Origin of the sequence: Variovorax sp. YR266 (assembly GCF_900107295.1) — a bacterium.
In the GTDB taxonomy this organism is placed as follows: Bacteria; Pseudomonadota; Gammaproteobacteria; order Burkholderiales; family Burkholderiaceae_C; genus Variovorax.
On the sequence record NZ_FNPM01000004.1, the window covers coordinates 261,897 to 287,160 of the forward strand.

Here is a 25,264-nt window from a genome sequence, read left to right on the forward strand (position 1 = left end):
TGTCCTCTCCGTTCAGGGGATGCAAGCAGCCTGCAATGCGGCGCGCAGGGCCTCGACGTCGCCCGGTGCTACCTCGCGCACGCCGGTCGAGCCTGCGAGGCCGCATGCGGTCGATGCCACCACGGGCACGCCGGCCGCCACGGCGCGCAGCACCGCGCGCGGTGCGTGCTCGACGTGCGCGGGCAGCACGACGACGCTGGCGCCGGCCAACCAGTCGCCTTGCCAGTTCATGTGTTCGATGTGCGCGATGCCGCGCCAGAGCTGCGCGTCATCCGAAGGCGAGCCCAGCACACGCAGCCGGTACGGCCAGCCTTGCAGCGCCGCGGCAAGTTCGCGCGCACCCTTGCGTGCCAGTGCGCTCGCGGCGAACACGACGAGCGGCGGCCCCCTGCGTTCGATGAAAGCAGCAGCCTTGACCGGGGGCAGCATCCAGTCGAGCTGCGTCAATGCTGCTTGCGGTGCCAGCTTGGCGAGCTGCCGGGCGACATCTGCATGCGGCGTGACCACGGCCTTCGCACGGGCAAGCGCCAGCGTCTCGGTGCGCACCAGCGACGGATCGGCGCGAAAGTCGCGCAGCGTTCCGTCACCGGGCCAGTGCCGGGACGCGGCATCGAGCCGATGTTCGATTTCGGCCATCGGCAACGCGCTGGCCAGCACGGTGACGCGGCGCCCGTCGAGCGCACCGATGCGCTGCAGGTGCGGCAGCAGTGCCTGCTCGACCACCAGCTCCGTGTGCTCCGGCGTCAGGCGGCTTGCCAGGGCGCGCGCAAGCCAGCGCTGGCCGTCGATCAGGCTCGCCTGCCGCCGGCCTGCATGCCGCGCCCAGAGCCGCTGCCACAGCGCGCGGCGCAGGCTCACGGCCCACAGTGTCTGCGCGGGCACTGCTGTCTCACGGTGCCAGCCGGTCGCGGGCAGACGCCAGAACGCAAGCCGCAGCGGCGCCGGCTGCAGGCGCTGCGCGTGTGGATGTTCCTCTCGCAGGTAGCGGGCGAACTCCGGCGTCCAGCCATCGACCAGCACCGCCACGCGGCCCTCGGGGCCGACGTCGACCTGGGGACGATGGCGAAAGCAGGAGGTCTGTTCGCAACTCAGGCAACCGCGCGCCAATGGCAATGCCGCGCCTGCGTCATTCGTTCGGCGCAGCGCCACAGGAGCAGCCAGTGCCGCCAGCGGAGAACGCGCGCGGATGCGCAGCACCAGTTCGCTATCGGTCAATTCCACTTCGAGCCGCCACGCATGCTTGGCGCGCAGCTTGAGATCGACGTAGTTCCAGAACACCGTCGCATCGACCGCGTCACCGTCGGCCGCGCCGGCCTGTTCGATGCGCGCCGTGTGCCCGTGGCGCTCGACCAGCTCGAAGCCCGCGCGCACCGCCACGGTGGCGAGCGCGTTCGACAGCTGGCAGAGCCCGCCGGCCAGCGTCGGCACCACGCAACCGCCGCGCAGCTCGCGGCCCTGCACGAAGCCGCGCCATGCGCCCGGCCGCCCCAGCTGGCGCCAGAAGCTCAGCACTTCGCCTGCCGGCACCTCGATGGCATCGAAGGCACGGCGCGCCACGCGCAGGTTCTGCACCTTGCCGGCCACGAGCGGAAATTCTTCGGCGCGGCCGTCGGACCACAAGGGAGTGCGGTATTGCGCGAGCACCGGCGCGTCGGCCAGTGCGCTGTCGCCGCCGTGCCAGCGCCGGGCCGAAGGTCGTAGCGTCTCGCGCAACGCATGGGCCGTGGCCAGCAGCCGCGAGCGCAGCCAGAAATCGATCGCGTCGATGCGGCGCGGCGGCTGCCAGGCCTGTTGCACGCTCACGCGGAGGGGCCGCGCTTGCGCCATTGGCCGAGGTCGGCTTCGATGCGCTGGTCGATGTTGCCGCTCCATTGCACGCCGAAGCCGGCCGCACGCAGCAGCTCGGCGATGCGGTGGCCCACCACCACGGTGTTGGCTTCGCGCTGCTCGATCTCGGGGATCATGCCGCCGCTGAAGGCCAGGTGCAGGCGGCCGGTGCGCACCGCCGCATCGAGGTCTTGCGCGTGATAGAAGCAGCAGCCGCGAATGCCCGAGTCCATGCGGCCCGCGGCGCGCCATTGCTCGCGCACGTCGTCGTGGCCATCGGCGAGCGTGTTGCCTGCGCGGTGCAGCGCAATGATCTTCTCGCTGCGCAGCTGCGCGAACACGGCTTCGAGCCGGTCGTATTCGGTCTGCGCGGGCCACCCGGCCTCGGCCGCGCGCTTGGCGGCGCATGCACTTGCGGCCTCGGCCTTGACCCAGGCCCGGTCTTCGGCGGTGATCTCATCGGGATCGAGGTACTCGTCGGTGATCAGCCATTCAACATCGGCGTCGGGATAGAAGCCGCTCCACACCAGGTCGTGGATGCGTCCGCGCGTGTCTTCGGGGTCGAGAGTAAGGGCCATGCGTGTTGGGTTGCCGCCTCGGCTGCAACGGGATCATGCTTTCTTTTTTCCTGACGGAAGCGTGCTCGTATTTTCACCCGGCCGCACCACGATGACGCACTAATGCGAAAGCATGAAGTCTTGCGGCCACCCCTTCCGCGCCGCGCAATCATGAAGGATGCGCCGTAGCAAGGCAATGCGCCTTTTGGCGAAGGCGGCTCCGCCACATGGCCGGGGGCCGCACCGGCGTGGTGCTGCCTGCTTGCTGCGCGACTGGCTATGCTCGGCGGCTCTTCATGCTGCAGCGCCATTCATCCATCGACCCGATCGCCCAGCCGGACGACGAAAGGCTGCCCACCGAATGGACCTCGCGCGCGCCGCAGGCCACGGAGCGCGCGCCGAAGTCGGCCGCCGACTGGGCTGCGTGGCTGGCCGCGCTCGCGGTGCTGGTGTTCATGGCGGTCTTCGGCTTGCGGGCGATGACCTGGGCACTGGCCGGTGGCTGGCAATGGCTCTGGCTGGCGGTGGGGCTGCCGTTCTTCGGGGTCTTCTCGGTGTCGACGGTGCTGCTCGTCGTCACGAGGCTGCGCGAGCGCCGCCGGGTGCGCGTGGCGCTTGAAGGCATATCGCTGGAGCGCGGGGAAGGCTTTCGCGTCGGCGAGCCGTTCGAACTGCGGCTGCGCGCGACGGTGCCCGTTGCGCGGGAAGGCGAACGCACAGTGGCGCCGGAACGCATCGTCATGCGGCTGATGCGGCGGTCCTTCGTCGGTGCGCCCGATGGCACGGGGTCGCTGATCGATGAGTGCTGCGATGAAGCCATCGCGTCCCGGGAGGATGCGCGGGCAGGGCGGCTGCTCTATGCCTGCGAACTCAGCGCAGGCTCCGGATACGGCGACGCCGCGCAATGGTTCGTCGAACTGCACGACCCGACCGACGACGACAACGCGCCTTTCCTCATCGCCGCGCTGCGGCCGCTGCCCGCGCGCTGACCAGGCGCAGCAAGCCAGACGCAAAAAGGCCGGGCCATGCATCGCATGGCCCGGCCTTTTGTCTCAGCCCCTGTCGGGGGAGTGATTACAGCGGCAGTGCGTCACCGCGAGCGGCAGCGCGGGCTGCGGCACGCACCGCGGCGCGGTCGACCGTGCTTGCCACGACCGGTGCGACACCAGCGGCAGCGCCTTCGGCATACGGGTCAGCGCTGTGTGCAGCGGCAACTGCATCGGCGCGAACGGCGGCACGGCTGGTCGTCGAGACGATCACGCGAGCGGGGCCTGCGTCGGCGCCGGTGGCATAGGGGTTGGCGCTATGGGCTGCAACCACGGCCTGGCCGGCAACGTCGGCGCGGCTGGCGGCCGAGGTCACTTGGTGCACGCCTTCATACGTTTCAGCGTGTGCGGCACCGGCAGCGGCCAGCAGGGCGATGGAGATAGCGGAGAGGAGCTTAGAGGCGGTCATTTGGATGTCCTTCAATTCGTTTCAGTTCTTTGGATGATTTCGAACCGGTCTTGGGTGGGTCACCGTCCCTCCGGGGGCGGCCACCTCGCTCGGGGCCCTGTTCACCCAGATCGGCTTTGGGGCCGGTCTGTGAGATGAATTGTGCGCCGTTGTCTAAGTAAAAACCCTTAGAGAAAAGAACCACGGCGTTCACGAAGTGGAAACAATCAGCTGCTCTAAAGGGAGATCAAGGCTTGTCGTAGAGTCTTTGCATGAGCGCGCCGGCCCCTGCCTTTCCACCCCCGCCCCCCTGGGGCACTGCGGACACTGTCTTCGACAGGCTGGTGGGTGCATGGGACCTGGAACGAACCATCGAGGGCCAGGCCTCCATGACCGGCACAGCCATGCTCACGCCGCTCGAGACAGGGATGCTGAAGTACCGCGAAGAGGGCCGGATCCGCCTTGCCGACGGCAAGGAATTCGACGGCCACCGCGAATACCTCTTCGAACGCGCCCCGGGCGGCTTCGTGGTGCACTTTGCCGAAACCCCGCCGCGCCTGTTCCACGCCATCGGCATCATGCGCGACGGCGATGCGCTCGCCGGTTCGGCCACGCACCTGTGCACGCCCGACACCTACGACAGCAGCTACCGCTTTCTGGCGGACGGCTCCTTCACCATCCGCCACACGGTCCACGGCCCGCGCAAGGACTACCTCTCGGCCACCGTGTTCAGGCGGCGCGGCAAGTAGCTCAGTCGCGGTCGAGCCGCCAGCCCGGCATGCCGCGCATCACCGTCTGCACAAGCATCGCGCAGATGCCGCACTTGATCAGGTCGCCGGGAATGAACACCAGCATGGCCAGCGCGGCCTGCGGCAGCGACATGTGGGCGATCAACGAAAGCCCGACGATGCCGAAGCCGTAGACCACGACGATCCCGCCGACCACCGACGACACAAAAGCCGCAACCAGCAGCCCCACGCCCGTGCCCCCGGCCATGCGACGCACGGCAAGGCGCATCAGCAAGCCGCAGGCGAAGGCCCCGAACATCCAGCCAAACAGGAAGCCCCCGGCGGGCGCCACGAACACGCTCAGGCCGCCGCGGCCGCCGGGCAGCAGCGGCAGGCCCAGTGCCACCGCGAGCAGGAACAGCGAAATCGCCAGGAAGCCGCGGCGCGGCCCGAGCAGGCAGCCCGCCAGCATCACGCCCAGCGACTGCAACGTGATCGGCACGCCGAACGGCAGGTCGATCTTCGGGATCAGGCCGAACACCGCCATCAGCGCTGCGAACAGCGCGATGTACGACAGGGAACGGGACGAAGTGAGGGAGCCTGAAGTGGTGGTCATGGCAATCGCAATCGAGAAAAAGGAAGGAAGCTCAGCGCCCGAGCCGCGCTGCGAGCGCATCGGCCACGCGCTCCGCCGTCTGCAGCGTGCGGATGGTCAGCGGCGCCAGCAGCCGCAGGCCGCCGCCGTGGCCTGAACGCGCGCGGTAGGCGTCGTCGAGGCGCTGCCACTGCACATAGAAATTTTCGGCGAAGCGCAGCATCAGGCCAAGGCCCAGTGCGATCCGCTCGGTCGGCACGCCAAGGCGCTGCAGCGGATGCAGCACCGCTTCGAGCACCGCCAGCAGGTCTTCGAAGCGCGTGGTCAGCGTGAGCATCAGCGCAAGCGTGGCCGCGCTGGCAAGGCGCAATGCGCTGGCCACGCCGAGCGGGGTCGTGCCCATCGCCCAGTGGAAGCCGACGATCAGCCCGCCAGCGATCGCCACGCCGACCAGCATGCGCACCCGGCGCCACGCAGGCGGCCCGAGCGAGACGAAGATCAGCAGCACCACCGCGCAGGCAACGGCCAGATGCACCGGCCGCTCGACCAGCACCAGCAGCGTGCCGCACACCGACAGCACCGCGAGCTTGACCCACGCCGCCATCGCATGCATCCACGTCGGCTGCTCCGAATAGAGGCTACGCATGGCGACCCCGCTCTGCCGCAGCGCGCTCGCGCACGTTCTCGGCATAGGCCTCGCAGACTTCGCGGCCCGGCCCGTCGGCGCGCACCTTGCCCTGTTCGAGCCACAGCACGCGTTCGAAGTCGTAGACGTGTTCGAGCAGGTGCGTGGACACGAGGATCTGGTGGTCGCTCGCCTCGAGCTGCGCGGCCAATCGCGCCTGGCTCAGCAGGTCGAGGCTGGCAAAGGGCTCGTCGAGCAGCAGCGTGGCGGGCTCGCTGATCTGCAAGGCCAGCAGGCACACCTGCTGGCGCTGCCCCTGGCTCAGCTCGCCCACGGCGCGCCCGGCCCAGGCTTCGAGCCCGCGTCGCGCAAGAAAATCGCGCGCCTGCTGCCGCGCCGCCTGCCGTGTTTCACCGCGCGCCGTGAGGCTGAAGGCCAGTTCCTCGGCCACGGTCGGAAAGATGATCTGGTCGTCGGGGTTCTGGAACATCAGCCCCACGTGCTTCGACAGCTGCCTGCGGTCGGCCTGCGTGTCGCAGCCATGCACGACCACGCGCCCCTGCTGCGGCTGGTCGAGCCCGCTGATGAGGCGGAACAGGCTGCTCTTGCCGGCTCCGTTGTCGCCGATAAGGCCGATGCGCGTCTCCTGCAGGCTGAGCGTCAGCCCCTCGAAGACATGCTGGTTGCCGCGCACCAGCGTCACCGCCTCGAGGCGGATGCTGTGCGGGGAACTGGTTTCGGGCGGGGTCGGCTGCGGCAAGGGGCGCCCACTGTACCCGAACGCGCCCCGCAGACGCGAGGCTCAGGCAGTGGCGGCAAAAAGCCCGTTGATCTCGCCAACCGACAGCATGCCCTCGCCCATCGTGCCGAAGCGGCCATGCTCGAAGGCCTCCTTGGCGATGCGGTCCACAAGCCCCAGCGCCGACTGCAGCGGCCCGCAGCCCAGGCTGATGCGCCGCGCACCGGCGCGTGCCAGGCCATCGGCCGAGGGTGCGCCGGCATAGCCCGCGTACACGTTCACGGGCAGGCTCAGCGCGCCAGACAGCCGCTCGATTTCTTCGAGGCTGGACATGCCAGGCACGAAGATGCCGTCCGCACCCGCCGCCGCATAAAGCTGTGCGCGGCGCAGCGCCTCTTCGAATCGAGCCACCGGGTCGTTCCAGGGCACGAAGTAGACGTCGGTGCGCGCGTTGATGAAAAAGCGCGCATCGAGCTTGCGGATGGCGGCAATGCGCTCGCACATCACCTCGGGCGCCGCCAGCTCGCGCGTGCCCGGCCTTGTGCCGTCCTCGATGTTGATGCCGGCCGCGCCCATGCCGATCAGCGCGCTTGCCACGTCGCCCACCGCCTGCGTGCTGTCGCCGTAACCCTGTTCGATGTCCACGCTCACCGGCACTCCCGTCACGCGGCAGATGCGCTCGCAGGCTGCGATCAGCTCGTCAACGGGCATGCGCTCGCCGTCCGCGTAGCCAAGCGACCAGGCCATGCCTGCGCTGGTGGTGCCGATGGCCATCGCACCGGCGCGCTCGACGATGCGGGCGCTGGCGGCGTCCCATGCATTCACGAGAACCAATGGATCAGGGCCGGCGTGCAGCCGGTGAAAGGCATCTGTCTTCTGTTGCGCGTCGCTGGATCGCATGTCTGGTCGTTCCAAAGGAGTTGAAGGATGACCGCAGCCTAGACGCAATGCGCCGCCGGGACTTGGAAAAAACTGCTGTCCGGGCCGCGACCTGCCTACATCAGCCCGACCACCGGATAGCGCCGCCACCCCGGCTCCGCATGGCGCCGGCCGTGCGCAAAGAGAAAGCCCAGCACAGCCTGCTGGTCAGACAGCTTCTCGGGGTGGTCCGCCTTCCATTGCTCGAACTGGCGCTTCAGCGCGGGCTCGTCCTCCAGCATGCGCAGCGCGGTGTCCTCGAAGACATAGGCCGAGAAGTTCTCCTTCTTCTCCAGCACGCTATTAAAGAAGCCCCAGCGGAAGAAGCTGTCGTGGGCTTCGGGCTCCAGCGTTTCGACCGCGTAGCGGGCGTTGGGTTGGTCCAGTGGCACCAGCACGTCGCCCACGCGCGCCTGGAAGCGCTCGGTGTGCGTGGCGAGCACCAGCTGGTCATGGAACATGTGGCCTTCGTAGGCGCTCGCGCGCGAGGTCACGCTCTGCACGCGGTACACCCGGGCCGCATCGAACAACTGGTCCGCTTCCAGGCGCCGCAGCTCGACGCCGTTCCATTGCAGGCGCTCGATCACTTCGCGCCAGGCCTGGGGCACCAGGTAGGCCTTGGGCGCCGCGACCGCCAAGTCTTCCACGCAGCGGTCGAAGTGCACGATGTCTTTCTCCCAGGGTTGGCTGCGGTCGTAGGCCAGGCGCTCGTAGTTCCCGAGCCGGCTCGGCGTGCGAACCGCGCGATAGCCCTTGAAGCGAAGGCTCGCCGGCCGGCTGCGGTCGTTGCGCCATGTCAGCGGCCAGCGCGCCTGCTGCGCTGCAGCAGCCTTGGCGTCGCGGCGCAGATTCTGAATCTGCGCCGCATGCGCGACGGTGAATTCCAGCACCACATCGACCAGCGTCCGCATGGAAGCCACGCGGTCGGCAAAGGGCTTGAGCATGTGGGTCTCGGGCATGAAGCCGATGGTGTAGTGCAGCGCCGCATAGCCGGTGGAAAAGCGCGGCAGGTCGAGGAAGTCCTCGATGCCGTCGTCGGGCGTCTCGGCCAGCAGGTTCATGTACGGGCAGGTGGGCCAGCCGCGTTGCGCCATATCGCCGTAGATCGCAGGCAGCATGCTTTCGCGCAGGAACTGCCCGAGCCCGCCGCCCAGCTTGTCGGGCTGGGTCGGGATCAGCGTCATGGTGTAGCTGTAGTCCGCGCCGTTGGAGGTGTGGGTGTCGACCATCACATCCGGGTCCCACGCGGTGAAGAAGCGATTGAACACCTGCGCGGCCAGGCTGTCGCACTTGATGAAGTCGCGGTTCAGGTCCAGGTGCCGGCCGTTGCCGCGGAAGCCGAAAGATTCGGGCCCGAGCTGGTTCACGCGCGAGGTGTTCTGCCGGTTGATACAGCCGTCCACGTTGTAGACGGGAATGAACAAAAACACCGTGTCGCCCAGCGCCGCCAACCGCCCGGGCTGCGTGCAGAAATCGCGCACCAGCGCCATGCAGGCGTCGATGCCCTCGGGCTCGCCGGGGTGGATGCCGTTGTTGTTGAAGAACACCGGGCGGCGCTGCTGCCTGAGCGTGTCGCGATCGAACACGCCGTCGGCAGTGACCACGCCGGCGTGAAGGGGAACACCGGTGTCCGACACGCCGATCCCGCCCCAGCGCAGCACGCCGGGAAATTGTCCGGCCAGCCGCTCGTAGAAGGCGATGCATTCGGCCCAGGTGGTGGTCTGGTTGCCGTTGCCGGACTCGAACGGCGTGGGGTACTGGTTTTCGTGTGCAGCAGTCATGGGAAGAAGGCTACAGTAGTCGCCCCGATCCGGTCATCCAGCCCTTCTTTCTGCAAAGAGCCAGGAGCCTGCCAGGCACGGCCGCACGCACAACACACATTCAAGGAAACAGACATGGGCGCCCAATGGAAAGCGAAACACAAGGATCTGGCGGCCAATGCCAAGGGCCGGCTATTCAGCAAGCTCGCCAAGGAAATCATGATGGCCGCGCGCAACGGCGCCGATCCGGCCTCCAACTCGCGTCTTCGGCTGGTCGTGGAGCAGGCGCGCAAGGCCTCGATGCCCAAGGACACGCTCGACCGCGCCATCAAGAAAGGCGCGGGCCTCACTGGCGAGGCCGTGCATTTCGAGCACGTGATGTACGAAGGCTTCGCGCCGCACCGCGTGCCGGTGATGGTCGAGTGCCTGACCGACAACGTGAACCGCACCGCGCCTGAAATGCGCGTGCTGTTCCGCAAGGGCCAGCTGGGCACCTCGGGCTCGGTGTCGTGGGACTTCGACCACGTCGGCATGATCGAAGCCGAACCCGCCAAACCCGACGCCGACCCCGAAGTGGCCGCCATCGAAGCCGGCGCCCAAGACTTCGAACCAGCCAGCGAAGGCCACCCCGCGGTCTTCCTGACCGACCCCACCGACCTCGACCTCGTGAGCCGCGCGCTGCCGGCCCAGGGCTTCACCGTGCTGTCGGCCAAGCTGGGCTACAAGCCCAAGAACCCGGTCGATCCGGCGAGCCTGAGCGCGACAGACCTGGAAGAAGTCGAAACCTTCCTGGCGGCCATCGACGCGAACGACGACGTGCAGAACGTGTTCGTGGGCCTGGCGGGCTGAGGCAGCTTCTTCAGCGGCCGCATGCTCGCCGGCAAATGCCTCTGCGGCGCCGTCCACTACAAGGTGGCGGATGAATTCGCCTACGCCCTGAACTGCCACTGCTCGGACTGCCGGCGCGCGACCGGCTCGGCCTTCAAGCCCTTCGCGGGCATCGAGCGCGGCAAGCTCGCCATCACGCAGGGCGAAGACGCAGTGATGATCTACGGCAAGAAGGACGCGGGCGACATTCACTGCGCAAAGTGCGGCTCGCTGCTCTATTCGGTGGTGCGCGACGGCCAGTTCGTGCACGTCACCCTGGGCACACTGGTCGATGCGCCAGAGATTCGCCCGACCGCGCACATCTTCGTCGGCTCCAAGGCGCCGTGGTTCACGATCACGGACGACCTGCCGCAGCACAAGGGCCACGTCGGCGAGAACTGAGCGCCGCCGCGCAAGAAGATGCCACCGCGGCGCCGACAACCGCATCCTGTGCCGTGACGCGGCCCAAGTTCGGGCCCGCGCCCGCAGGGTGCGCACCTATGCTCGATGAAGTCCTCTTCTTCATCCTTGGAGCATTTCCATGTCCCTGCAAGATTTCAAGGTCCTCACCTTCGACGTCGTCGGCACGCTGATCGATTTCGAGGGCGGCATGCTCGCCTACCTGCGCAGCGCGGCGCCCGATGCCGACGTGAGCGACGACGACTTCCTCGCCGCCTACCGGCGCGCGCGCGCCGACGGCAACGCCGGCTGGTACCCCGACGACCTGGAGCGCTGCTGGCACGCCGTCGCGCCGGCACTTGGCTTGCCCGACACCGACGCCATCGCGCAGGGCCTGCGCGACTCGGTCGCGCAATGGCCGGCGTTCCCCGATTCGGTGGAGGCGCTGAAGCGGCTCGGCAAGCGCTTCAAGCTGGTGACGATGACCAATGCCCAGGCCTGGGCACTGGCGCATTTCGACAAGACCCTGGGCTCGCCCTTCGACATGCTGCTGAGCTGCGACGACGCGCTGTGCGAGAAGCCCGACGCGCGCTACTTCGCCTATGCCCGCGGCCGCTTCGAAGGCGCCTGGGGCTACAAGCAGGCCGACAACCTGCACGTGGCGCAAAGCCAGTACCACGACATCGGCATCTCCAAGCAGCTGGGCATCACCACCTGCTGGATCGAGCGTCGGCATGCACAAAAGGGTTCGGGCGGCACCATCGAGTCGAAGCACACCGTGCCCGACTACCACTTCCACACGCTGGCCGAGCTGGCCGATGCGGTCGAGGCCGGACGTTGAGCACCATGGGCATCACCATCCTTCGCCAGTCGGCCACCATCGGCGGCCTGCAAGACCAGGGCACGCCAGCACGCCCCCTGAGTCAGCCGCCCTGCCGGCTGAGCGGCATCGACGTCGAGCTCGCCGGCGCAGGTGACAACAAGAGCGGCATCTGGGAATGCGAGCCCGGCCGCTTCGAGCGCCAGCTGGCCAACGCCGAGGTCATGCACATCCTCGCCGGTGCCTGCACCTTCACGCCGACCGATGGCGCCGCGCTGGAGATTCGCGCGGGCGACACGCTGTTCTTTCCGGCGAACACCACCGGAGAGTGGCATGTGCACGAGACCCTGCGCAAAGTCTTCGTCGTGATGGCGCAGTAGCGGGCAGCAGCGGCCTCAGGCCGCCTGCTTCGTCTGCTCTTGAGCGAACCGGCCGATCGAGAAGCTCTCGATTGGCGTCGACGTCTGGCCAGTGGCGATCAGCTCGGCCATCGTCTCGCCCACTCCCGGGCTGATCGCAAAGCCCTCGCCATTGAAGCCGAAGGCATAGTGCAGGCCCGGCACGCGGGCGCTCGGGCCCATCACGGGTTGCCAGTCGGCGGTGTAGCCCTCGATGCCGCTCCACACGCGGATCAGTTGCACGTGCTCGAAGGCCGGCACGAAGCGGCGTAGCTCGCGCAACTGGCGCAGCACGTTGTCGGGCTTCACGTAGGCGCGGATGTGCTGCGCATGCGCCGGCCCCTTGAGCCCCCCGCCGAAGACGATGTTGCCGCGCGCGATCTGCCGGAAGTACAGCCCTTCGTATTCGATGGGCGAAGAGATGCCGATCGACGGCCCGATGGCGTAGGGCAGCGGCTCCGTCACGCCCATCTGCGGCCCGCGCGCATCCATCGGCACGGCTTCGCCGAACTGTTCGGCCATGCGGTTCGACCACGCGCCGCAGGCCACGAAGAGCTGCGCCGCGCGAAAGCGCCGGCCGTCCGCCGTGTGGGCGACGAAGCCCGCGCCATCGCGCTCGACCTGCATCACCTCGGCCTGCTCGACGATGTTCGCGCCCGCGCGCCGCGCGGCGCGTGCGAAGGCCGGGCCGGCCAGGCGCGGGTTGGCGTGGCCGTCGTTCGGCGACAGCGATCCGCTCACGATGCCGGGCGCGAAGATGCCCCAGCGCCGGCGCAGATGCTCCGCATTGAACAGTTCGAGATCGAGGCCGAGCGGCTTCACGTCTTTCGCGTGCTGCTCCAGCACCGCGGCCTGTTGCTCGGTGTAGCAGACGCGCAGGTGGCCGTAGGGCACGAACTCCAGGTCTTCGCCCAGCAGTTCCTTCACGCGGCCCCAGACGGCGCGCGCGCGATTGGCCAGCGGCATCTGCGCCAGCGCGCGGCCCTGCCTGCGCACATTGCCGAAGTTGGTGCCGCTGGCCTGGCGGCCCACGAGCTCGCGTTCGAGCAGCGTGACCGACAGGCCATGCTGGCGGCGCAGGAAGAAGGCGGCGGTGGTGCCCATCAGGCCGCCGCCGAGCACCAGCACGTCTGTGGTGGTCGTCGTATCGCTCATGCCTGCACCTCGCGCGTGTTCATCATCAGCGGCTTGACGGGTGCTTGCGAGCGCAGGCGCCCCACCAGTTGCACCGGCACGCCGCTGGCCTGCGCCACGATCTCGGCCGAGGCGTGGCCGCAGAAGCGGCCCTGGCAGCGCCCCATGCCGACGCGGCTGAAGGCCTTGGCGCGGTTGACTTCATGGCTGTCCATCTCGTTGACGCAGCGGCGCAGTTCGCCTGCCGTCACCGCCTCGCAGCGGCACACGACCGCGTCGTCGGGCAGTGCCGCAGCCTGTGCATGCGGCCATGGAAAGGCACGCGCCAGGCCTTCGCGGAAGCGATTCATCTGCGCCAGCGTGCGACGCAACGCGGCGGACTCGGCGTCGTAGAGCGCACGGCCCGGTGCATGGCCGAGATCGGCCAGCGCGGCGAGCGCTGCAAGCCGGCCCGCGGCCTCCGCGCCATCGGCCCCGAGGATGCGAACGCCGTCGCCCGCCAGGTACACGCCCTTGGTGCTGCTGCGGCCATCGGCGTCGATGCGCGGCAGCCACTGCCGGCTCAGCGGCTCGAATTCGAAGTCGCAGCGCGCAATGTCGGCCAGCTGCGTTTCGGCGCGCAGGTGCCAGCCGAGGCCCACGGCATCGCACTCGAAGCGCTGCTCGCGCCCCTGGGCATCGCGCACGGCCACGGCCTGCACGCCCAGGCTGTCGTCGCCGTCGATGCGCAGCGGCTCCACGCCCTGCAGCACCGGCACGCCCGCGCGGCGCAGGCCGCGAATCAGCGCGAGCCCGCGCAGTGCCAACCGCGGTCTTGCAAGCAAACCGGCCACGGCGCCCCAGGGCTTGGCGGCCGGTGCGGTGTCGAGCACCGCCGCCACCTGCGCGCCGGCCTGCACGTACTGCGAGGCCACGAGGTACAGCAGCGGGCCGCTGCCCATGAAGACGACGCGCGAACCTATGGCGCAGGCCTGCGCCTTCAGCGCGATCTGCGAAGCGCCAAGGCTGTAGCAACCGGCGCGGTGCCAGCCCACCACCGGCATCAGGCGATCGGTCGCGCCGCTGCACACCAGCAAGGCATCGAAGGGCAGCGTCTGCGGCTCGCCGGCATGCACGACGTGCAGCGCGCCTTCGCTCACGTTCCAGGCCAGCGTGTCGCCGCGGTAGTCGACATGGTCGCGCAGCGCGTCGAAGTCGCTGTGCAGCGCCTGCGCTTTTTCGGCCTCGGTGCCGTAAAGCTTGGCATAGGGCCGCTTGAAGCCCTCGGGCTGGCGGCGGTAGATCTGGCCGCCGTCGCGCCGGCTTTCATCGACGACGATGGGCCGCACGCCGGCGCGCACCAGCGCCTGCGCGGCGCGCACGCCGGCGGGGCCGGTGCCGACCACGACGATGCGTGGCGAAGCAGAAGGAAAAGAAGGAGGCGCCCCGCTCATGCCCCTCCCTCCGGCGCATGGCGAGCCAGCGACTGCTGCAGGTCCGGTGTCGGCAACCAGTGGTCCGCCGGCGGGCGCGTGAGCACCGACATGCCCTCTTCCACCGGCGTCGAGCAGGCGCGCAGGCGCTCGCCGGCCGGTGTCCACACCCAGCAGTCCTGGCAGGCGCCCATCAGGCAGAAGCCGGCGCGCGGCCCGTCGCCGAACTCGCTGTCGCGCACGCGTCGTCCGTTGCTCAGCAGCGCCACCAGCAGCGTGTCGCCCGCCAGCGCGGTGCGGGCTTCGCCGTCGATGTGCAGGGTCAGCGCGGGCCGGTCGGTTTCCGCGAGCCGCACGAAGCGGGCTGGCGGCTGGAAGCGAGGCTTGGGTTCGGGCATGGACGGTCGAAGGCGCCGGTCAGCGCTCGTGAGGAAAAAGCCGTTCGATCGGACAGTGCGTCTTGATGAACGGCGACTTGATGACGATGTAGCTGAAGTACTTCGCGATGCCGATGTTGCGTTCGAGCAGCCCTTCGATCACTTCCTGGTAGTGATTCACGCCGCGGGTGAGAAAGCGCAACAGGTAGTCGTAGCCGCCGCTGACCAGGTGGCATTCGAGCACCTCGTCGACCTCGCGGATCGCAGCCTCGAAGCGCACGAAGTCCTCGCGGTGGTGGTCCGACAGCGTGACCTCGGTGAACACGGTGAGCGTGTCGCCGAGTTTTTCGAGCCGAAGGTGCGCGCCATAGCCGGCGATGTAGCCGGCCTGTTCCAGCCGCTTCACGCGAATGAGGCAGGGGCTGGGCGAGAGCCCCACCGCATCCGCCAGGTCGACGTTGGTCATGCGCCCGTTCTTCTGCAACTGGGCCAGGATGCGAAGGTCGAGTCGGTCGATCTTGAAAGCTTCTGACATGGCGGTGCCTGATAACGAGAGAAAGCCCGATTCTGCGTCGTTGGCCGCCGGTCTTGCGGGCTTTGCGTGCCTGTTCGCTCAGGCCGCCATCGCGGCGCGGACGTCAGGTGCTTCCAGCACTTCGTCGAGCGTCTTCTTCAGCCGCGTGAACATCTGCGCAAACTCGTCCTCGGTGAAGGTGAGCGCAGGCGCAAAGCCGAGGATGTGGTCGCCGAATGAGCGGAACACCAGCCCGTTGCGGTAGCCGGCGGCGAAGATGCGGTCGGACAGCCCCAGCGCCGCATCGAAACGGCGCTTGCTGGCCTTGTCGCTCACCAGCTCCAGCGCGCCCAGCAGGCCGCGGTGGCGCGAATCGCCCACCAGCGGATGCGCGAGCAGCGCATCGAGCCCGGCGGCAAAGTGCGCCGCGCCGCGCTGGCCGTTGGCAAGGATGCCGCCTTCCTCGTAGAGCCGCAGCACTTCGAGCGCAACAGCGGCGCCGACCGGGTGCGCCGAATAGGTCGCACCGTGGCCGATGGAGGCGCCCTCGGGCGCGCCGTCGGCGATCCCGGCGTAGACCTTCTCCGACATCATGGTCGCGCCCATCGGCACGTAGCCGGCCGTGAGGCCCTTGGCCATGGTCATCAGGTCGGGCTCCACGCCTTCGGCCTCGCAGGCGAACATGGGACCGGTGCGGCCGAAGCCGGTGATGACTTCGTCCACGACGAAGAGGATGTCGAGCTCGCGCGCGGCCTCGCGCATGGCCTTCAGCCAGCCCTGGGGCGGCACGATGACGCCGCCCGAGCCCTGGATCGGTTCGCAGAAGAAGGCAGCCACGTTGTCCGCGCCCAGCTCGGCCACCTTGGCGCGCAAGGCCGCGACCGACGAGGCGATCAGCGCCTGCGGGTCGGCGCCTTCGGCATGGCGATAGGCGTAAGGCGACGCAATGTAGTGCTGCGTGGGCAGCGGCAGGTCGAAGCCGCGATGAAAGGCCGGCAGCGCCGTGAGGCCAGCGCCGGTGGACGACGAGCCGTGGTAGCCGCGCTCCAGCGAAATGAACTGCTTCTTCGACGGCCGGCCGGTCGCGTTGTAGTACTGCACGATGAAGCGCACGGCGGCATCGACCGCCTCGGAGCCACCCAGCGTGAGGTACACGCGGGTCAGCGAGGCGGGCGTGATCTGCACCAGTTTTTCAGCAAGGCGGATGGCCGGCTCGCTGCTGAAGTGGAAGTAGCCGGTTGCGTACGGCAGCTTGCGCATCTGCTCGGTGGCGGCCTGCACCACGCTCTCTTGCCCGTAGCCCACGTTCACGCACCACAGGCCCGCAAAGGCGTCGAGCAGTTCGTGGCCGTTGCCGTCGGTCAGCCATGCGCCACGGCCTGAAGACAGCACGGTGGGGCCGCGCTGCTCATGCACGCGCCAGGGCGAGACGGGGTGGATCAGATGCGCGCGGTCGATTGCGTCGAGCGCGGCTTGGTGGGGCAATGCGGTGGGGTGCGTCATGGCGGTGTTGGAGGGAGCGAGAGCGAAGGAGCTTTCGATGCCCTCAGCTTAGGCGGCGCACCGCACGAGGTGGTGCTGCTTTGGGGGTGCCGCACAAAGCAGGCTGCGGTTGTGTGCGTGGCAGGCAGCAGATCGTGCGGTCGGTCTTCCTTCTTCCCGTCTTCAATACCCACGCGCGCGGTCGACCAGGCCGACCATCGGCTCGCCAGCTTCGAAGCGCTCGAGGTTGTCGAGCACCACTTCCGCCGCGCTCAGCGGCTGCGTCATGCTCGCGATGTGCGGCGTGAGCTGGATGCGCGGATGGCGCCAGAAGGCGTGCTCCAGCGGCAGCGGCTCGGGGTCGGTCACGTCGAGCACCGCATCGCCGATCTGCCCGCTTGCGAGCGCGGCCAGCAGGTCGGCATCCACAAGCTGCGGCCCGCGCCCCACATGCACCAGCCCGGCGCCCGTGGGCAGCAACGAAAACAGCCGCGCATCGAGAAAGCCGCGTGTCGAATCGGTCAGAGGCAGCAGGCACACGAGGATGTCGGTGCGCGCCAGAAAGGCCGGCAGCTCATCGGCGCCGGCATGGCATTGCACGCCGTCGACCTCGTGCCGCGAACGGCTCCATCCTGCGCAGTCGAAGCCCAGCGCAACAAGCTGCGCCAGCACGGCCTGCCCGAGCGAGCCCAGCCCGAGCACGCCGATGCGCCGTTCACCAGCGGGCCGCACAGGCAGCGGCTTCCACAGGCCCTCCTGCTGCTGGCGCCGGTATTGCGGCATGTCGCGATGCAGGCCAAGCACAGCATGCGTCACGTACTCGACCATGCCGCGCACGATGCCGGGCTCCACCATGCGCACGATTGGCAACGAGGCCGGAAGCGCTGCGAAGTCGAACTGGTCGACGCCCGCGCCGGAAGAAAACAGCACTTCCAGATTGGGAAAGCGCGTTGCCAGATCTTCCGGCGGCTCCCAGGCTGCGAGGAAACGCACCTGCGCGGGATCGCCGATGTCGGGCCAGATGCGGAAGTCGATGTCTGGTGAGCGGCGGCTGAACACTTCGGCCCACAGGCGGCCTCTTGCCGGGTCGGATTTGTAGAGGAAGGTAGTTTTCATGATTGACTGGGACTCGGCTGGGAACACGTTCAGGGTGCGTGCGAATGACACCGGGTACTCCCGTCGGCGTGATCGCACCCCGAAAAGCAAGCGTTCATTCCTAGCCAACAGCCTGAGTCACGATGGCAAAGAGCGAAGGACCACCCGCCGGAGTGACAAGCGGCGCACCACGCACCATCGTCGTAGGCGCATCCACACGCAGCAGCCCGATGCTCTCCAGGCACTCAGACAGCCCACTGTCGAAATCGATGTCGATGCGCGTGAAGTGCCCGGCATTCACACTGGCCAGATGCGCGATCAACGCCTTCGCGCCATCGACATCAGGCGCAACCACCGGCCCGATCGAATGCCCGCGCCCGAAGCGACGCAGCATCGCAAAGCCGCGCGGTTCGTTGTCATGGTCGAGCACCACGCAGGCATCGGCGGTGGACAGCAGGTCGGCAATCAATGCATCGCGCGGCATGCCACGCGCCGCCGCGTCGAGGGCCTGCAGCGCTGCTGCCTCGTGAACACCGGCAGGCCGCAGACGCCAGCCTGGCTGCAAGGCCACCAGCGGCGCCGACTGCGCGATGCCCTGGTGCTGCCGCAATTCGCCGGTGCGCACGAACCCCAGCCGCTCGTAGAGGCCGCGACCTTCGGCGGTGGCATGCAGCAGCACCGTGCGGTCTTCCAGGCCGTCGAGCAGCGCGCTCATTAAACGGTGTCCGATGCGCCGGCCCTGGCAGGCTGGCGTCACGACCACGAGGCCGAGGGTGGCGTGGCGTTCGCCCCAGAGCCAGCGCAGGGCACAGCCGACGATCTCGCCGTCGCGCTCGGCCACGATGCCTTCGGCATGCGCGAACACCTGCGCCCAGTCCGCCAGCCGATGCGGCCAGCGCAACAGGTCGGTCAGCGCCTGCGCGAACGGCAGGTCGGCAGGCGTCATCGGTCTCAGCACCACGCCGTCTCCGGTGGGTGCATTCGGGGTCTGATCGGGCATTGAAAGGTCTCGGTAGCGGAGAGGATGTTCCTTCCATCTTGGACGACATCGGCGCACGGTGCCAGACCGAAATCGACGCTCACTGCAACTTGCAAGCTTCGGCTGCAACGTGCCCGGGTTTTGCAATTCGCTGCGGTGCGGTGCCTGCGTACGCATACAAATGCTGTGCCAACCTGCCTAGGATCGATCGCCGCCCTTGCGGTGTTCTCGCAACCTACGCCCATGCAAGCCTTCGACCCGCGACAGATCCACGTGCCTTCGGGCCATTTCATCGGTGGGCGCCTCGTGCCCGACGCCGGCCGTATCGTGGTGCACAGGCCCTCCGATGCGCAGGCGCATGCCGAGCTTCCACTGGCCGACGCCGACACGGTGGACGCCGCCGTGCGCGACGCATGGAATGCCTGGCGCCACAGCGACTGGGCACGCCGTGCACCGCGTGAACGCGCTCGCGTGATGCGCCGCTGGGCTGAACTGATCGAGGCCGATGCGGCAAATCTCGGCCCGCTGGAAGCCGTGTGTTCCACGCGGCCGGTGCGCGACGCCATCGCGTGGGACGTTCCATTCACGGCCGAGGGCCTGCGCTTCTTCGCCGAGTACGCGGACAAGCTCGGCGGCGAAGTCGCGGCAACACGCCACGACCACCTTGGCATGGTGGTGGCCGAGCCCTACGGCGTCATCGGTGCGATCACGCCGTGGAATTTTCCGCTGGTCATGGTGTCGTGGAAGGTCGGCGCGGCTCTCGCGGCCGGCAATGCGGTGGTGCTCAAGCCATCGGAGCTCACGCCCTGGTCGGCGCTGCGGCTGGCCGAGCTGGCCATCGAGGCCGGCGTGCCGCCCGGGCTCTTCAACGTCGTGCAGGGTGATGGCCGCATCACTGGAGACGCGCTCTCGCGGCACCCGCTGATATCGAAGATGACCTTCACCGGCTCCACCCGCACCGGCGCCGCCATCATGGCCGCCTGCGCCATGACCGGCCCCAAGCCGGTAACGCTGGAGCTCGGCGGCAAGAGCCCGCAGCTGGTGTTCGACGATGCGCCCGACATCGACCGCCTGGCCGGCATGATCGCCGGCGCCATCACCGGCAACGCGGGGCAGGTATGCGTGGCTGGGTCGCGGCTGATCGTGCAGCGCGGCATTGCCGAGGCGCTGGTGGAGCGCATCGCGGCGCGCTTCGCGGCGATGCGCCCGGGTGCGACCTGGGACGACACGGCCACGCTGCCGCCCATCATCTCGACGCCGCAGGCCGGCCGCATCCTGGAGATCGTCGATCGCGCGCGCGACGCCGGGGCCACCGTGCGCTGCGGCGGCGGCCTGTTCGACGGCGGGCCGGGCGGCGCCTACTTCCAGCCCACGCTGATCGAGGGCGTTGACGGCGCCAACCCCGCCGTGCGCGAAGAGATCTTCGGACCGGTGCTCACGGTGCAGACCTTCGCCGACGAAGAAGAAGGCCTGGCGCTTGCCGCGCACGAGCACTACGGGCTGGCCAGCGGCGTGCACACCGTCGACATCGGCCGCGCGCTGCGGGCGATGCGCGGCATCAGTGCCGGCACGGTCTGGATCAACCGCTACGGCCGCAGCGCCGACTTCGTGATTCCCACCGGGGGTTATCACCAATCGGGCATCGGCAAGGACCTGGGGCGCCAGGCGGTCGAGGCCAACCTGCGCTTCAAAAGCGTGCTCATCGACTTCGCCGCGACGCACTGAGGTGCGCCGCCGCACGCATGGAGGGCAGACCGCATGGCATGCCGCCACGCCCCCTTCAAACCGCAGCTTTGTCGCGGCGGGCAACGTTTTTCCCTACAACTCCGGAGCGGCTGCGTGCTGCAATCAATTCGTAATGAGCTTGTCGCAATTGCCATCCAAGGCAAGCGACCCGACCCGGCCGGCGACCGGTTTGAATGAACCCAAGGATTCGAGACCATGACCTTCAAGCCCAAGTACGTGACCTTCGACTGCTACGGAACGCTGACGCGCTTCCGCATGAAAGAGATGTCGCATGAGCTCTTTGCCGATCGCATTCCGGCCGAGCACATGGAGCAGTTCATCGCCGACTTCGCGGCCTACCGCTTCGATGAGGTGCTGGGCGCCTGGCAGCCCTACGAGGTGGTGCTGAAGAACGCGGTGCGGCGCCTGTGCCGCAAGTGGAAGATCCAGTACTTCGACCTGGACGCGCAGAAGATCTACGACGCGGTGCCCACCTGGGGCCCGCACGCCGACGTGGCCGCCGGCCTGGCCAAGGTCGCGAAGGAAATCCCGCTGGTGATTCTGTCGAACGCATCGGACGACCAGATCCAGAAGAACGTCGCGATGCTCGGCGCGCCCTTCCACCGCGTCTACACCGCGCAGCAGGCCCAGGCCTACAAGCCGCGCCTGACGGCCTTCGAATACATGCTCGATTCGCTCGGCTGTAACCCGGAAGACGTGCTGCACGTGTCGTCCAGCCTGCGCTACGACCTGATGTCGGCGGACGACCTGGGCATCGTCAACAAGGTGTTCGTGAATCGTGGCCATGGGCCGGGCAACCCGGCGTACCGCTACACGGAGATCCAGGACATCGGCGGCCTGCCCGGCGTCGTCGGTCTCTGATCTTTCTTTCTTGCAGCACCAGCCCCACGCCATGAAGCTCGACTCCTACTGGACCGATTCGGCGCCAGCCTTCGCCCCCGAGGCACATGAGTTGCCGGCGCAGGTCGATGTAGCCATCGTCGGCGGCGGCTTCACCGGCCTGTCGGCGGCGCTGGCACTGGCCCGGCGTGGTGCCCGCGTCGCGGTGCTGGAGGCCGGTGAGCGCGTGGCGGCCGAAGCGTCGGGGCGCAACGGCGGGCACGTCAACAACGGGCTGGCCGTCGACTACGCCGATGTGGCGGCCAAGGTCGGCGTCGAGCGCGCGCGCGGCTGGTATCACGCGTACGACGCGGCGGTCGATACGGTGGCGCGGCTGGTGCGCGACGAGGCCATCGACTGCGACTTCATGCGCCACGGCAAGCTCAAGCTCGCCACGCGGGCGAACCAGATGGCCGCGCTCGAACACAGCGCCCGACGCCTGGTCGACGACGGCGTAGACTGCGACGTCGAACTGCTCGACGCGGCGCGCGTGCGCGCCGAGGTGCAGAGCGATCGCTTCCACGGCGGCCTGCTCTACAAGCGCAGCGGCCAGATGCATATGGGTCGCTTCGCACACGGACTGGCAACGGCCGCGCAGCGCAACGGCGCACAGATTCACACCTCCACCGAGGTCAGCCGCATCGAGCGCATCGGCCAGGGCCATGCGCACCGGCTGCACACCGGGCGCGGCGTGGTCACGGCGCAGCAGGTGCTGCTGGCCACGGGCGCGACGCGCCATGGCGGCTACGGCAGCTTCGGCTGGCTGCGCCGGCGCATCGTGCCGATCGGCAGCTTCATCGTCGTCACCGAGCCGCTGGGCGCCGAGCGTGCGCAGGCATTGCTCGCGGCGCGGCGCACGTATACGACCATCGCGAACATCCACCACTACTTCAGGCTCACGGCCGACCACCGGCTGGTGTTCGGCGGACGGGCACGCTTCGCGGTCTCCAGCCCGCAGTCGGATGCCGCGAGCGGCGACATCCTGCGCGCGGGGCTGGCCGAGACATTTCCGCAGCTCGGCGCGGTGCGGCTCGACTATTGCTGGGGCGGACTGGTCGACATGACACAAGACCGCCTGCCGCATGCCGGCGAACGCGACGGCCTCTACTACGCCATGGGCTACAGCGGCCACGGCACGCAGATGTCGGTGCACATGGGCGAACGCATGGCCGCCGTGATGGGCGGCAATGCGGGCGCCAACCCCTGGCAGGGCCGCGAGTGGCCCGCCATTCCCGGCCACTTCGGCCCGCCGTGGTTCCTGCCGGCGGTGGGCGTCTATTACCGGCTCAAGGACAGGCTGGCCTGAGGGCTTGCAGTCATCTCTTTCGTTCGTTTCCGATTTCTTCCACCCCACGGCCCCTCAGGAGCACCCACCATGAGCGACAGCAGCAACAAGAGCTTCGAAAACCTCGTCGGCCCAGACGAAAGCCTTCGCGTGATGGCATCGCTGCGACGCGGCGCCTCTCGGCGCGACATCCTGACGATGCTGATGGCCGGCGGCATGCAGGCCACGCTGGCCGGCAGCCTGGCGGGCATGGCGGTGTCGGCCCATGCGCAGACGCCGCGGCGCGGCGGGCGCATCCGGGTGGCGGGGGCCACCGCTGCCGCGACCGACACGCTCGATCCGGCCAAGCAGTCGAACCAGACCGACTACTCGCGCTGCAACATGATCTACAACGGCCTGACGACGCTCGACGGCAGCCTGACGCCGCAGCCCGCGCTGGCCGAATCGTTCACCACCAAGGATGCCAAGACCTGGGTGTTCACGCTGCGCAAGGGCGTGCTGTTCCACGACGGCAAGGCGCTCTCGCCCGCCGACGTTGTCTTCTCGGTGATGCGCCACAAAGACCCGGCCGCGGCCTCCAAGGCCAAGGTGCTCGCCGACCAGATCGAGAGCGTGAAGGCCACGGGCCCGAACGAAGTGACGGTGGTGCTGAGCGCGCCCAACGCCGACCTGCCGGTGATCCTGGGCACCTTCCACTTCCACATCGTCAAGGACGGCACCACCGACTTCAACACCGGCATCGGCACCGGCCCCTACAAGCTCAAGGAGTTCAAGCCCGGCATCCGCTCGCTGGTGGTGCGCAACGAGGCCTACTGGAAACCCGGCAAGCCGTACCTCGACGAGATCGAGTTCGTCGGCATCGGCGACGAGAGCGCACGCGTCAACGCGCTGCTGTCGGGCGGCATGGACCTGGTGGGCTCGGTCAACCCGCGCTCGGTGGAACGCGTGAAGGGCACGCCCGGCTTCGGCATCTTCGTGACCCAGTCGGGCCAGTACTCCGACCTGGTGATGCGCAAGGACGCGGGCCCCGGCGCCAACCCGGACTTCGTGCTCGGCATGAAGCACCTGTTCGACCGCGAGCAGATGAAGAAGACCATCGCGCTCGACTACGCAGTGGTCGCCAACGACCAGCCGATCGACCCGACCAACCGCTTCTACTTCGGCGGCCTGCCGCAGCGCCCCTTCGACCTGGACAAGGCGAAGTTCCACCTGCAGAAGGCTGGCGTCACGGGCAAGGTGCCGGTGGTGGCGTCGCCCGCGGCGCTCTACTCGGTGGAGATCGCGCTGATGCTGCAGCAGACTGCGCAACGCGCCGGCCTGGAGCTCGACATCAAGCGCATGCCGGCCGACGGCTACTGGTCGAACCACTGGCTCAACAGCCAGGTGGGCTTCGGCAACGTCAACCCGCGCCCGAGCGCCGACGTGCTGCTCACGCAGTTCTTCCAGTCGGGCGCGGCCTGGAACGAATCGCGCTGGAAGAGCGAGAAGTTCGACCAGCTGCTGCTCGCCTCGCGCGCCGAGACCGACCTGGCCAAACGCAAGCAGATGTACGCCGACATGCAGACCATGATCCACCAGGACGCCGGCATCGGCATTCCGCTTTTCCTGGCGAGCATCGACGGCCACACTTCCAAGCTCAAGGGGCTGTCGCCGATTCCGCTCGGCGGCCTCATGGGCTACAACTTTGCCGAGAGCGTATGGCTCGAAGCATGAGCCCGCGGACATGAACCGACAGATCCTCAAGCTGCTCGGCCAGCGCATAGCGCTGGCGCTGCTGTCGCTGCTGGCGGTGTCGGTGATCGTGTTCTCGATCACCGCGGTGCTGCCCGGCGACGCAGCCCAGGAGCAGCTCGGCCAGGACGCCACGCCGGAAGCATTGGCCGCGCTGCGCGCGCAGATGGGCCTGGACGTACCCGCGCCCAAGCGCTATGCGCAGTGGCTGCTCGGCATCGCGAAGGGCGATCTCGGCCGCTCGGCCACCACGCAGATGCCGGTGTCGGAGCTGGTTGCCAGCCGCCTGCCCAACTCGCTGCTGCTGGCTGCTGTCACGGCACTGTTCTCGGTGCCGATCGCGCTGGCGCTGGGCATCGCCTCGGCGGTGTGGCGCGGCTCCTGGTTCGATCGCCTGGCCTCGACCTCGGCGGTGGCGGTGGTGTCGGTGCCGGAATTCCTGGTCGCGACGCTGGCGGTGCTGGTGTTCGCGGTCAAGCTGCGCTGGCTGCCGGCGCTTTCCTTCGTCAGCGACATCGATTCGCTGGGCCAGATGCTGCAGGCCTTCGCGATGCCGGTGCTGGTGCTGTGCTGCGTGATCGTCGCGCAGATGATGCGCATGACGCGCGCCGCCGTCATCGACCAGCTCGAGGCGCCCTACATCGAGATGGTGCGGCTCAAAGGCGCCTCGCCCATGCGCATGGTGCTGGCGCACGCGCTGCCCAACGCGGTAGGCCCGATCGCCAATGCGGTGGCGCTCAGCCTGTCGTACCTGCTCGGCGGCGTGATCATCGTCGAGACCATCTTCAACTACCCGGGCATCGCCAAGCTGATGGTCGATGGCGTCTCGCAACGCGACATGCCGCTGGTGCAGACCTGCGCCATGATCTTCTGCTGCGCCTACCTGATCCTGGTGACCGCTGCCGACATCTGCGGCATCGTCGCCAACCCGCGGCTGCGGCACCGCTGAAGAAGAGGCAGCAA

Annotated in this window: 26 protein-coding genes; 11 read left to right on the plus strand and 15 right to left on the minus strand. The window is 68.4% G+C overall.

Features of this window, described 5'->3' with window-relative positions:
* Nucleotides 1-12 precede the first annotated feature (12 nt).
* The gene (locus tag BLW48_RS13110; protein WP_256330769.1) at nt 13-1,803 is read right to left on the minus strand and encodes a VanW family protein; all 1,791 of its coding nucleotides are present in this window, start codon (nt 1,801-1,803) and stop codon (nt 13-15) included.
* The gene (locus BLW48_RS13115) at nt 1,800-2,405 is read right to left on the minus strand and encodes a DUF6891 domain-containing protein (RefSeq protein WP_093053937.1); all 606 of its coding nucleotides are present in this window, start codon (nt 2,403-2,405) and stop codon (nt 1,800-1,802) included. The genes BLW48_RS13110 and BLW48_RS13115 overlap by 4 nt, the downstream gene beginning before the upstream one ends.
* Nucleotides 2,406-2,680: 275 nt before the next feature.
* On the opposite strand from BLW48_RS13115, the gene BLW48_RS13120 reads away from it, so the two are divergent.
* On the plus strand, nt 2,681-3,373 hold the full coding sequence (locus BLW48_RS13120; protein WP_177142331.1) for a hypothetical protein: 693 nt from the start codon (nt 2,681-2,683) through the stop codon (nt 3,371-3,373).
* 85 nt (nt 3,374-3,458) lie between these two features.
* Here the strand turns inward: BLW48_RS13120 and BLW48_RS13125 are convergent, their stop codons facing one another.
* Nucleotides 3,459-3,839 (minus strand): helicase SNF2, encoded by a 381-nt coding sequence (locus BLW48_RS13125; protein ID WP_093053935.1) that lies wholly within the window; start codon nt 3,837-3,839, stop codon nt 3,459-3,461.
* Between the two features lie 251 nt (nt 3,840-4,090).
* Between BLW48_RS13125 and BLW48_RS13130 the strand changes: the two genes are divergently transcribed.
* On the plus strand, nt 4,091-4,567 hold the full coding sequence (locus tag BLW48_RS13130; RefSeq protein ID WP_093175280.1) for a DUF6314 family protein: 477 nt from the start codon (nt 4,091-4,093) through the stop codon (nt 4,565-4,567).
* A gap of 1 nt (nt 4,568) precedes the next feature.
* Here the strand turns inward: BLW48_RS13130 and BLW48_RS13135 are convergent, their stop codons facing one another.
* The 5 genes from BLW48_RS13135 to BLW48_RS13155 form a co-directional block, all read right to left on the minus strand.
* Nucleotides 4,569-5,162, minus strand: a complete 594-nt coding sequence (locus BLW48_RS13135; RefSeq protein WP_093175666.1) for a biotin transporter BioY — start codon at nt 5,160-5,162, stop codon at nt 4,569-4,571.
* A gap of 31 nt (nt 5,163-5,193) precedes the next feature.
* Nucleotides 5,194-5,787, minus strand: a complete 594-nt coding sequence (locus BLW48_RS13140; protein ID WP_093175283.1) for an energy-coupling factor transporter transmembrane component T family protein — start codon at nt 5,785-5,787, stop codon at nt 5,194-5,196.
* Complete coding sequence (locus tag BLW48_RS13145; protein WP_093175286.1) at nt 5,780-6,526, minus strand: energy-coupling factor ABC transporter ATP-binding protein; 747 nt, start codon at nt 6,524-6,526, stop codon at nt 5,780-5,782. The genes BLW48_RS13140 and BLW48_RS13145 overlap by 8 nt, the downstream gene beginning before the upstream one ends.
* Before the next feature lie 42 nt (nt 6,527-6,568).
* Nucleotides 6,569-7,405: an isocitrate lyase/PEP mutase family protein gene (locus BLW48_RS13150; RefSeq protein WP_093175288.1), complete on the minus strand. Its 837-nt coding sequence runs from the start codon at nt 7,403-7,405 to the stop codon at nt 6,569-6,571.
* A gap of 95 nt (nt 7,406-7,500) precedes the next feature.
* On the minus strand, nt 7,501-9,204 hold the full coding sequence (locus BLW48_RS13155) for a M14 family zinc carboxypeptidase (RefSeq protein WP_093175291.1): 1,704 nt from the start codon (nt 9,202-9,204) through the stop codon (nt 7,501-7,503).
* A gap of 114 nt (nt 9,205-9,318) precedes the next feature.
* Between BLW48_RS13155 and BLW48_RS13160 the strand changes: the two genes are divergently transcribed.
* From BLW48_RS13160 to BLW48_RS13175, 4 genes are all read left to right on the plus strand, one after another.
* Nucleotides 9,319-10,032 (plus strand): YebC/PmpR family DNA-binding transcriptional regulator, encoded by a 714-nt coding sequence (locus tag BLW48_RS13160; protein WP_093053924.1) that lies wholly within the window; start codon nt 9,319-9,321, stop codon nt 10,030-10,032.
* A gap of 21 nt (nt 10,033-10,053) precedes the next feature.
* Complete coding sequence (locus BLW48_RS13165; protein WP_093175293.1) at nt 10,054-10,452, plus strand: GFA family protein; 399 nt, start codon at nt 10,054-10,056, stop codon at nt 10,450-10,452.
* Between the two features lie 139 nt (nt 10,453-10,591).
* A complete protein-coding gene (locus tag BLW48_RS13170; RefSeq protein ID WP_093076906.1) occupies nt 10,592-11,290 on the plus strand; it encodes an HAD-IA family hydrolase in 699 nt (232 codons plus the stop codon).
* 5 nt (nt 11,291-11,295) lie between these two features.
* Nucleotides 11,296-11,649, plus strand: a complete 354-nt coding sequence (locus tag BLW48_RS13175; protein WP_093175296.1) for a cupin domain-containing protein — start codon at nt 11,296-11,298, stop codon at nt 11,647-11,649.
* A gap of 15 nt (nt 11,650-11,664) precedes the next feature.
* On the opposite strand, the gene BLW48_RS13180 is transcribed toward BLW48_RS13175, so the two are convergent.
* From BLW48_RS13180 to BLW48_RS13210, 7 genes are all read right to left on the minus strand, one after another.
* Nucleotides 11,665-12,822 carry an NAD(P)/FAD-dependent oxidoreductase gene (locus tag BLW48_RS13180; RefSeq protein ID WP_093175299.1) on the minus strand — a complete coding sequence of 386 codons (1,158 nt, stop codon included), beginning with the start codon at nt 12,820-12,822 and terminating at the stop codon, nt 11,665-11,667.
* Entirely contained in the window at nt 12,819-14,234 is a 1,416-nt protein-coding gene (locus BLW48_RS13185; RefSeq protein ID WP_093175301.1) for an FAD/NAD(P)-dependent oxidoreductase, read from the minus strand. Before BLW48_RS13185 ends, BLW48_RS13180 begins: the two co-directional genes overlap by 4 nt.
* The gene (locus BLW48_RS13190; protein WP_093053910.1) at nt 14,231-14,611 is read right to left on the minus strand and encodes a (2Fe-2S)-binding protein; all 381 of its coding nucleotides are present in this window, start codon (nt 14,609-14,611) and stop codon (nt 14,231-14,233) included. The genes BLW48_RS13185 and BLW48_RS13190 overlap by 4 nt, the downstream gene beginning before the upstream one ends.
* A 19-nt stretch (nt 14,612-14,630) precedes the next feature.
* On the minus strand, nt 14,631-15,125 hold the full coding sequence (locus BLW48_RS13195; protein ID WP_007828485.1) for an Lrp/AsnC family transcriptional regulator: 495 nt from the start codon (nt 15,123-15,125) through the stop codon (nt 14,631-14,633).
* Between the two features lie 78 nt (nt 15,126-15,203).
* A complete protein-coding gene (locus BLW48_RS13200; RefSeq protein ID WP_093175304.1) occupies nt 15,204-16,607 on the minus strand; it encodes an aspartate aminotransferase family protein in 1,404 nt (467 codons plus the stop codon).
* Between the two features lie 162 nt (nt 16,608-16,769).
* Nucleotides 16,770-17,702 carry a 2-hydroxyacid dehydrogenase gene (locus BLW48_RS13205; protein WP_093175306.1) on the minus strand — a complete coding sequence of 311 codons (933 nt, stop codon included), beginning with the start codon at nt 17,700-17,702 and terminating at the stop codon, nt 16,770-16,772.
* Between the two features lie 100 nt (nt 17,703-17,802).
* Nucleotides 17,803-18,681, minus strand: coding sequence for a GNAT family N-acetyltransferase (locus BLW48_RS13210; RefSeq protein ID WP_093053902.1), 879 nt, complete (start codon nt 18,679-18,681; stop codon nt 17,803-17,805).
* 222 nt (nt 18,682-18,903) lie between these two features.
* Between BLW48_RS13210 and BLW48_RS13215 the strand changes: the two genes are divergently transcribed.
* From BLW48_RS13215 to BLW48_RS13235, 5 genes are all read left to right on the plus strand, one after another.
* On the plus strand, nt 18,904-20,385 hold the full coding sequence (locus tag BLW48_RS13215; RefSeq protein WP_093175308.1) for an aldehyde dehydrogenase family protein: 1,482 nt from the start codon (nt 18,904-18,906) through the stop codon (nt 20,383-20,385).
* A gap of 216 nt (nt 20,386-20,601) precedes the next feature.
* The gene (locus BLW48_RS13220) at nt 20,602-21,267 is read left to right on the plus strand and encodes a haloacid dehalogenase type II (protein WP_093053896.1); all 666 of its coding nucleotides are present in this window, start codon (nt 20,602-20,604) and stop codon (nt 21,265-21,267) included.
* Between the two features lie 31 nt (nt 21,268-21,298).
* Nucleotides 21,299-22,591, plus strand: coding sequence for an NAD(P)/FAD-dependent oxidoreductase (locus BLW48_RS13225; protein WP_093175311.1), 1,293 nt, complete (start codon nt 21,299-21,301; stop codon nt 22,589-22,591).
* A 69-nt stretch (nt 22,592-22,660) separates the two neighbouring features.
* Entirely contained in the window at nt 22,661-24,283 is a 1,623-nt protein-coding gene (locus tag BLW48_RS13230) for an ABC transporter substrate-binding protein (RefSeq protein WP_093076890.1), read from the plus strand.
* A gap of 10 nt (nt 24,284-24,293) precedes the next feature.
* Nucleotides 24,294-25,250, plus strand: a complete 957-nt coding sequence (locus BLW48_RS13235) for an ABC transporter permease (protein ID WP_093053887.1) — start codon at nt 24,294-24,296, stop codon at nt 25,248-25,250.
* Nucleotides 25,251-25,264 lie beyond the last annotated feature (14 nt).

Coding starts and splice junctions, on each gene's coding strand:
- BLW48_RS13165 (WP_093175293.1), top strand. CDS start 10,054: ATGCTCGCCGGCAAATGCCTCTGCGGCGCCGTCCACTACAAGGTGGCG.
- BLW48_RS13125 (WP_093053935.1), bottom strand. CDS start 3,839: ATGACCGCCTCTAAGCTCCTCTCCGCTATCTCCATCGCCCTGCTGGCC.
- BLW48_RS13160 (WP_093053924.1), top strand. CDS start 9,319: ATGGGCGCCCAATGGAAAGCGAAACACAAGGATCTGGCGGCCAATGCC.
- BLW48_RS13225 (WP_093175311.1), top strand. CDS start 21,299: ATGAAGCTCGACTCCTACTGGACCGATTCGGCGCCAGCCTTCGCCCCC.
- BLW48_RS13135 (WP_093175666.1), bottom strand. CDS start 5,162: ATGACCACCACTTCAGGCTCCCTCACTTCGTCCCGTTCCCTGTCGTAC.
- BLW48_RS13190 (WP_093053910.1), bottom strand. CDS start 14,611: ATGCCCGAACCCAAGCCTCGCTTCCAGCCGCCAGCCCGCTTCGTGCGG.
- BLW48_RS13220 (WP_093053896.1), top strand. CDS start 20,602: ATGACCTTCAAGCCCAAGTACGTGACCTTCGACTGCTACGGAACGCTG.
- BLW48_RS13155 (WP_093175291.1), bottom strand. CDS start 9,204: ATGACTGCTGCACACGAAAACCAGTACCCCACGCCGTTCGAGTCCGGC.
- BLW48_RS13235 (WP_093053887.1), top strand. CDS start 24,294: ATGAACCGACAGATCCTCAAGCTGCTCGGCCAGCGCATAGCGCTGGCG.
- BLW48_RS13210 (WP_093053902.1), bottom strand. CDS start 18,681: ATGCCCGATCAGACCCCGAATGCACCCACCGGAGACGGCGTGGTGCTG.
- BLW48_RS13120 (WP_177142331.1), top strand. CDS start 2,681: ATGCTGCAGCGCCATTCATCCATCGACCCGATCGCCCAGCCGGACGAC.
- BLW48_RS13150 (WP_093175288.1), bottom strand. CDS start 7,405: ATGCGATCCAGCGACGCGCAACAGAAGACAGATGCCTTTCACCGGCTG.
- BLW48_RS13215 (WP_093175308.1), top strand. CDS start 18,904: ATGCAAGCCTTCGACCCGCGACAGATCCACGTGCCTTCGGGCCATTTC.
- BLW48_RS13140 (WP_093175283.1), bottom strand. CDS start 5,787: ATGCGTAGCCTCTATTCGGAGCAGCCGACGTGGATGCATGCGATGGCG.
- BLW48_RS13180 (WP_093175299.1), bottom strand. CDS start 12,822: ATGAGCGATACGACGACCACCACAGACGTGCTGGTGCTCGGCGGCGGC.
- BLW48_RS13205 (WP_093175306.1), bottom strand. CDS start 17,702: ATGAAAACTACCTTCCTCTACAAATCCGACCCGGCAAGAGGCCGCCTG.
- BLW48_RS13170 (WP_093076906.1), top strand. CDS start 10,592: ATGTCCCTGCAAGATTTCAAGGTCCTCACCTTCGACGTCGTCGGCACG.
- BLW48_RS13195 (WP_007828485.1), bottom strand. CDS start 15,125: ATGTCAGAAGCTTTCAAGATCGACCGACTCGACCTTCGCATCCTGGCC.
- BLW48_RS13175 (WP_093175296.1), top strand. CDS start 11,296: ATGGGCATCACCATCCTTCGCCAGTCGGCCACCATCGGCGGCCTGCAA.
- BLW48_RS13200 (WP_093175304.1), bottom strand. CDS start 16,607: ATGACGCACCCCACCGCATTGCCCCACCAAGCCGCGCTCGACGCAATC.
- BLW48_RS13130 (WP_093175280.1), top strand. CDS start 4,091: ATGAGCGCGCCGGCCCCTGCCTTTCCACCCCCGCCCCCCTGGGGCACT.
- BLW48_RS13185 (WP_093175301.1), bottom strand. CDS start 14,234: ATGAGCGGGGCGCCTCCTTCTTTTCCTTCTGCTTCGCCACGCATCGTC.
- BLW48_RS13230 (WP_093076890.1), top strand. CDS start 22,661: ATGAGCGACAGCAGCAACAAGAGCTTCGAAAACCTCGTCGGCCCAGAC.
- BLW48_RS13115 (WP_093053937.1), bottom strand. CDS start 2,405: ATGGCCCTTACTCTCGACCCCGAAGACACGCGCGGACGCATCCACGAC.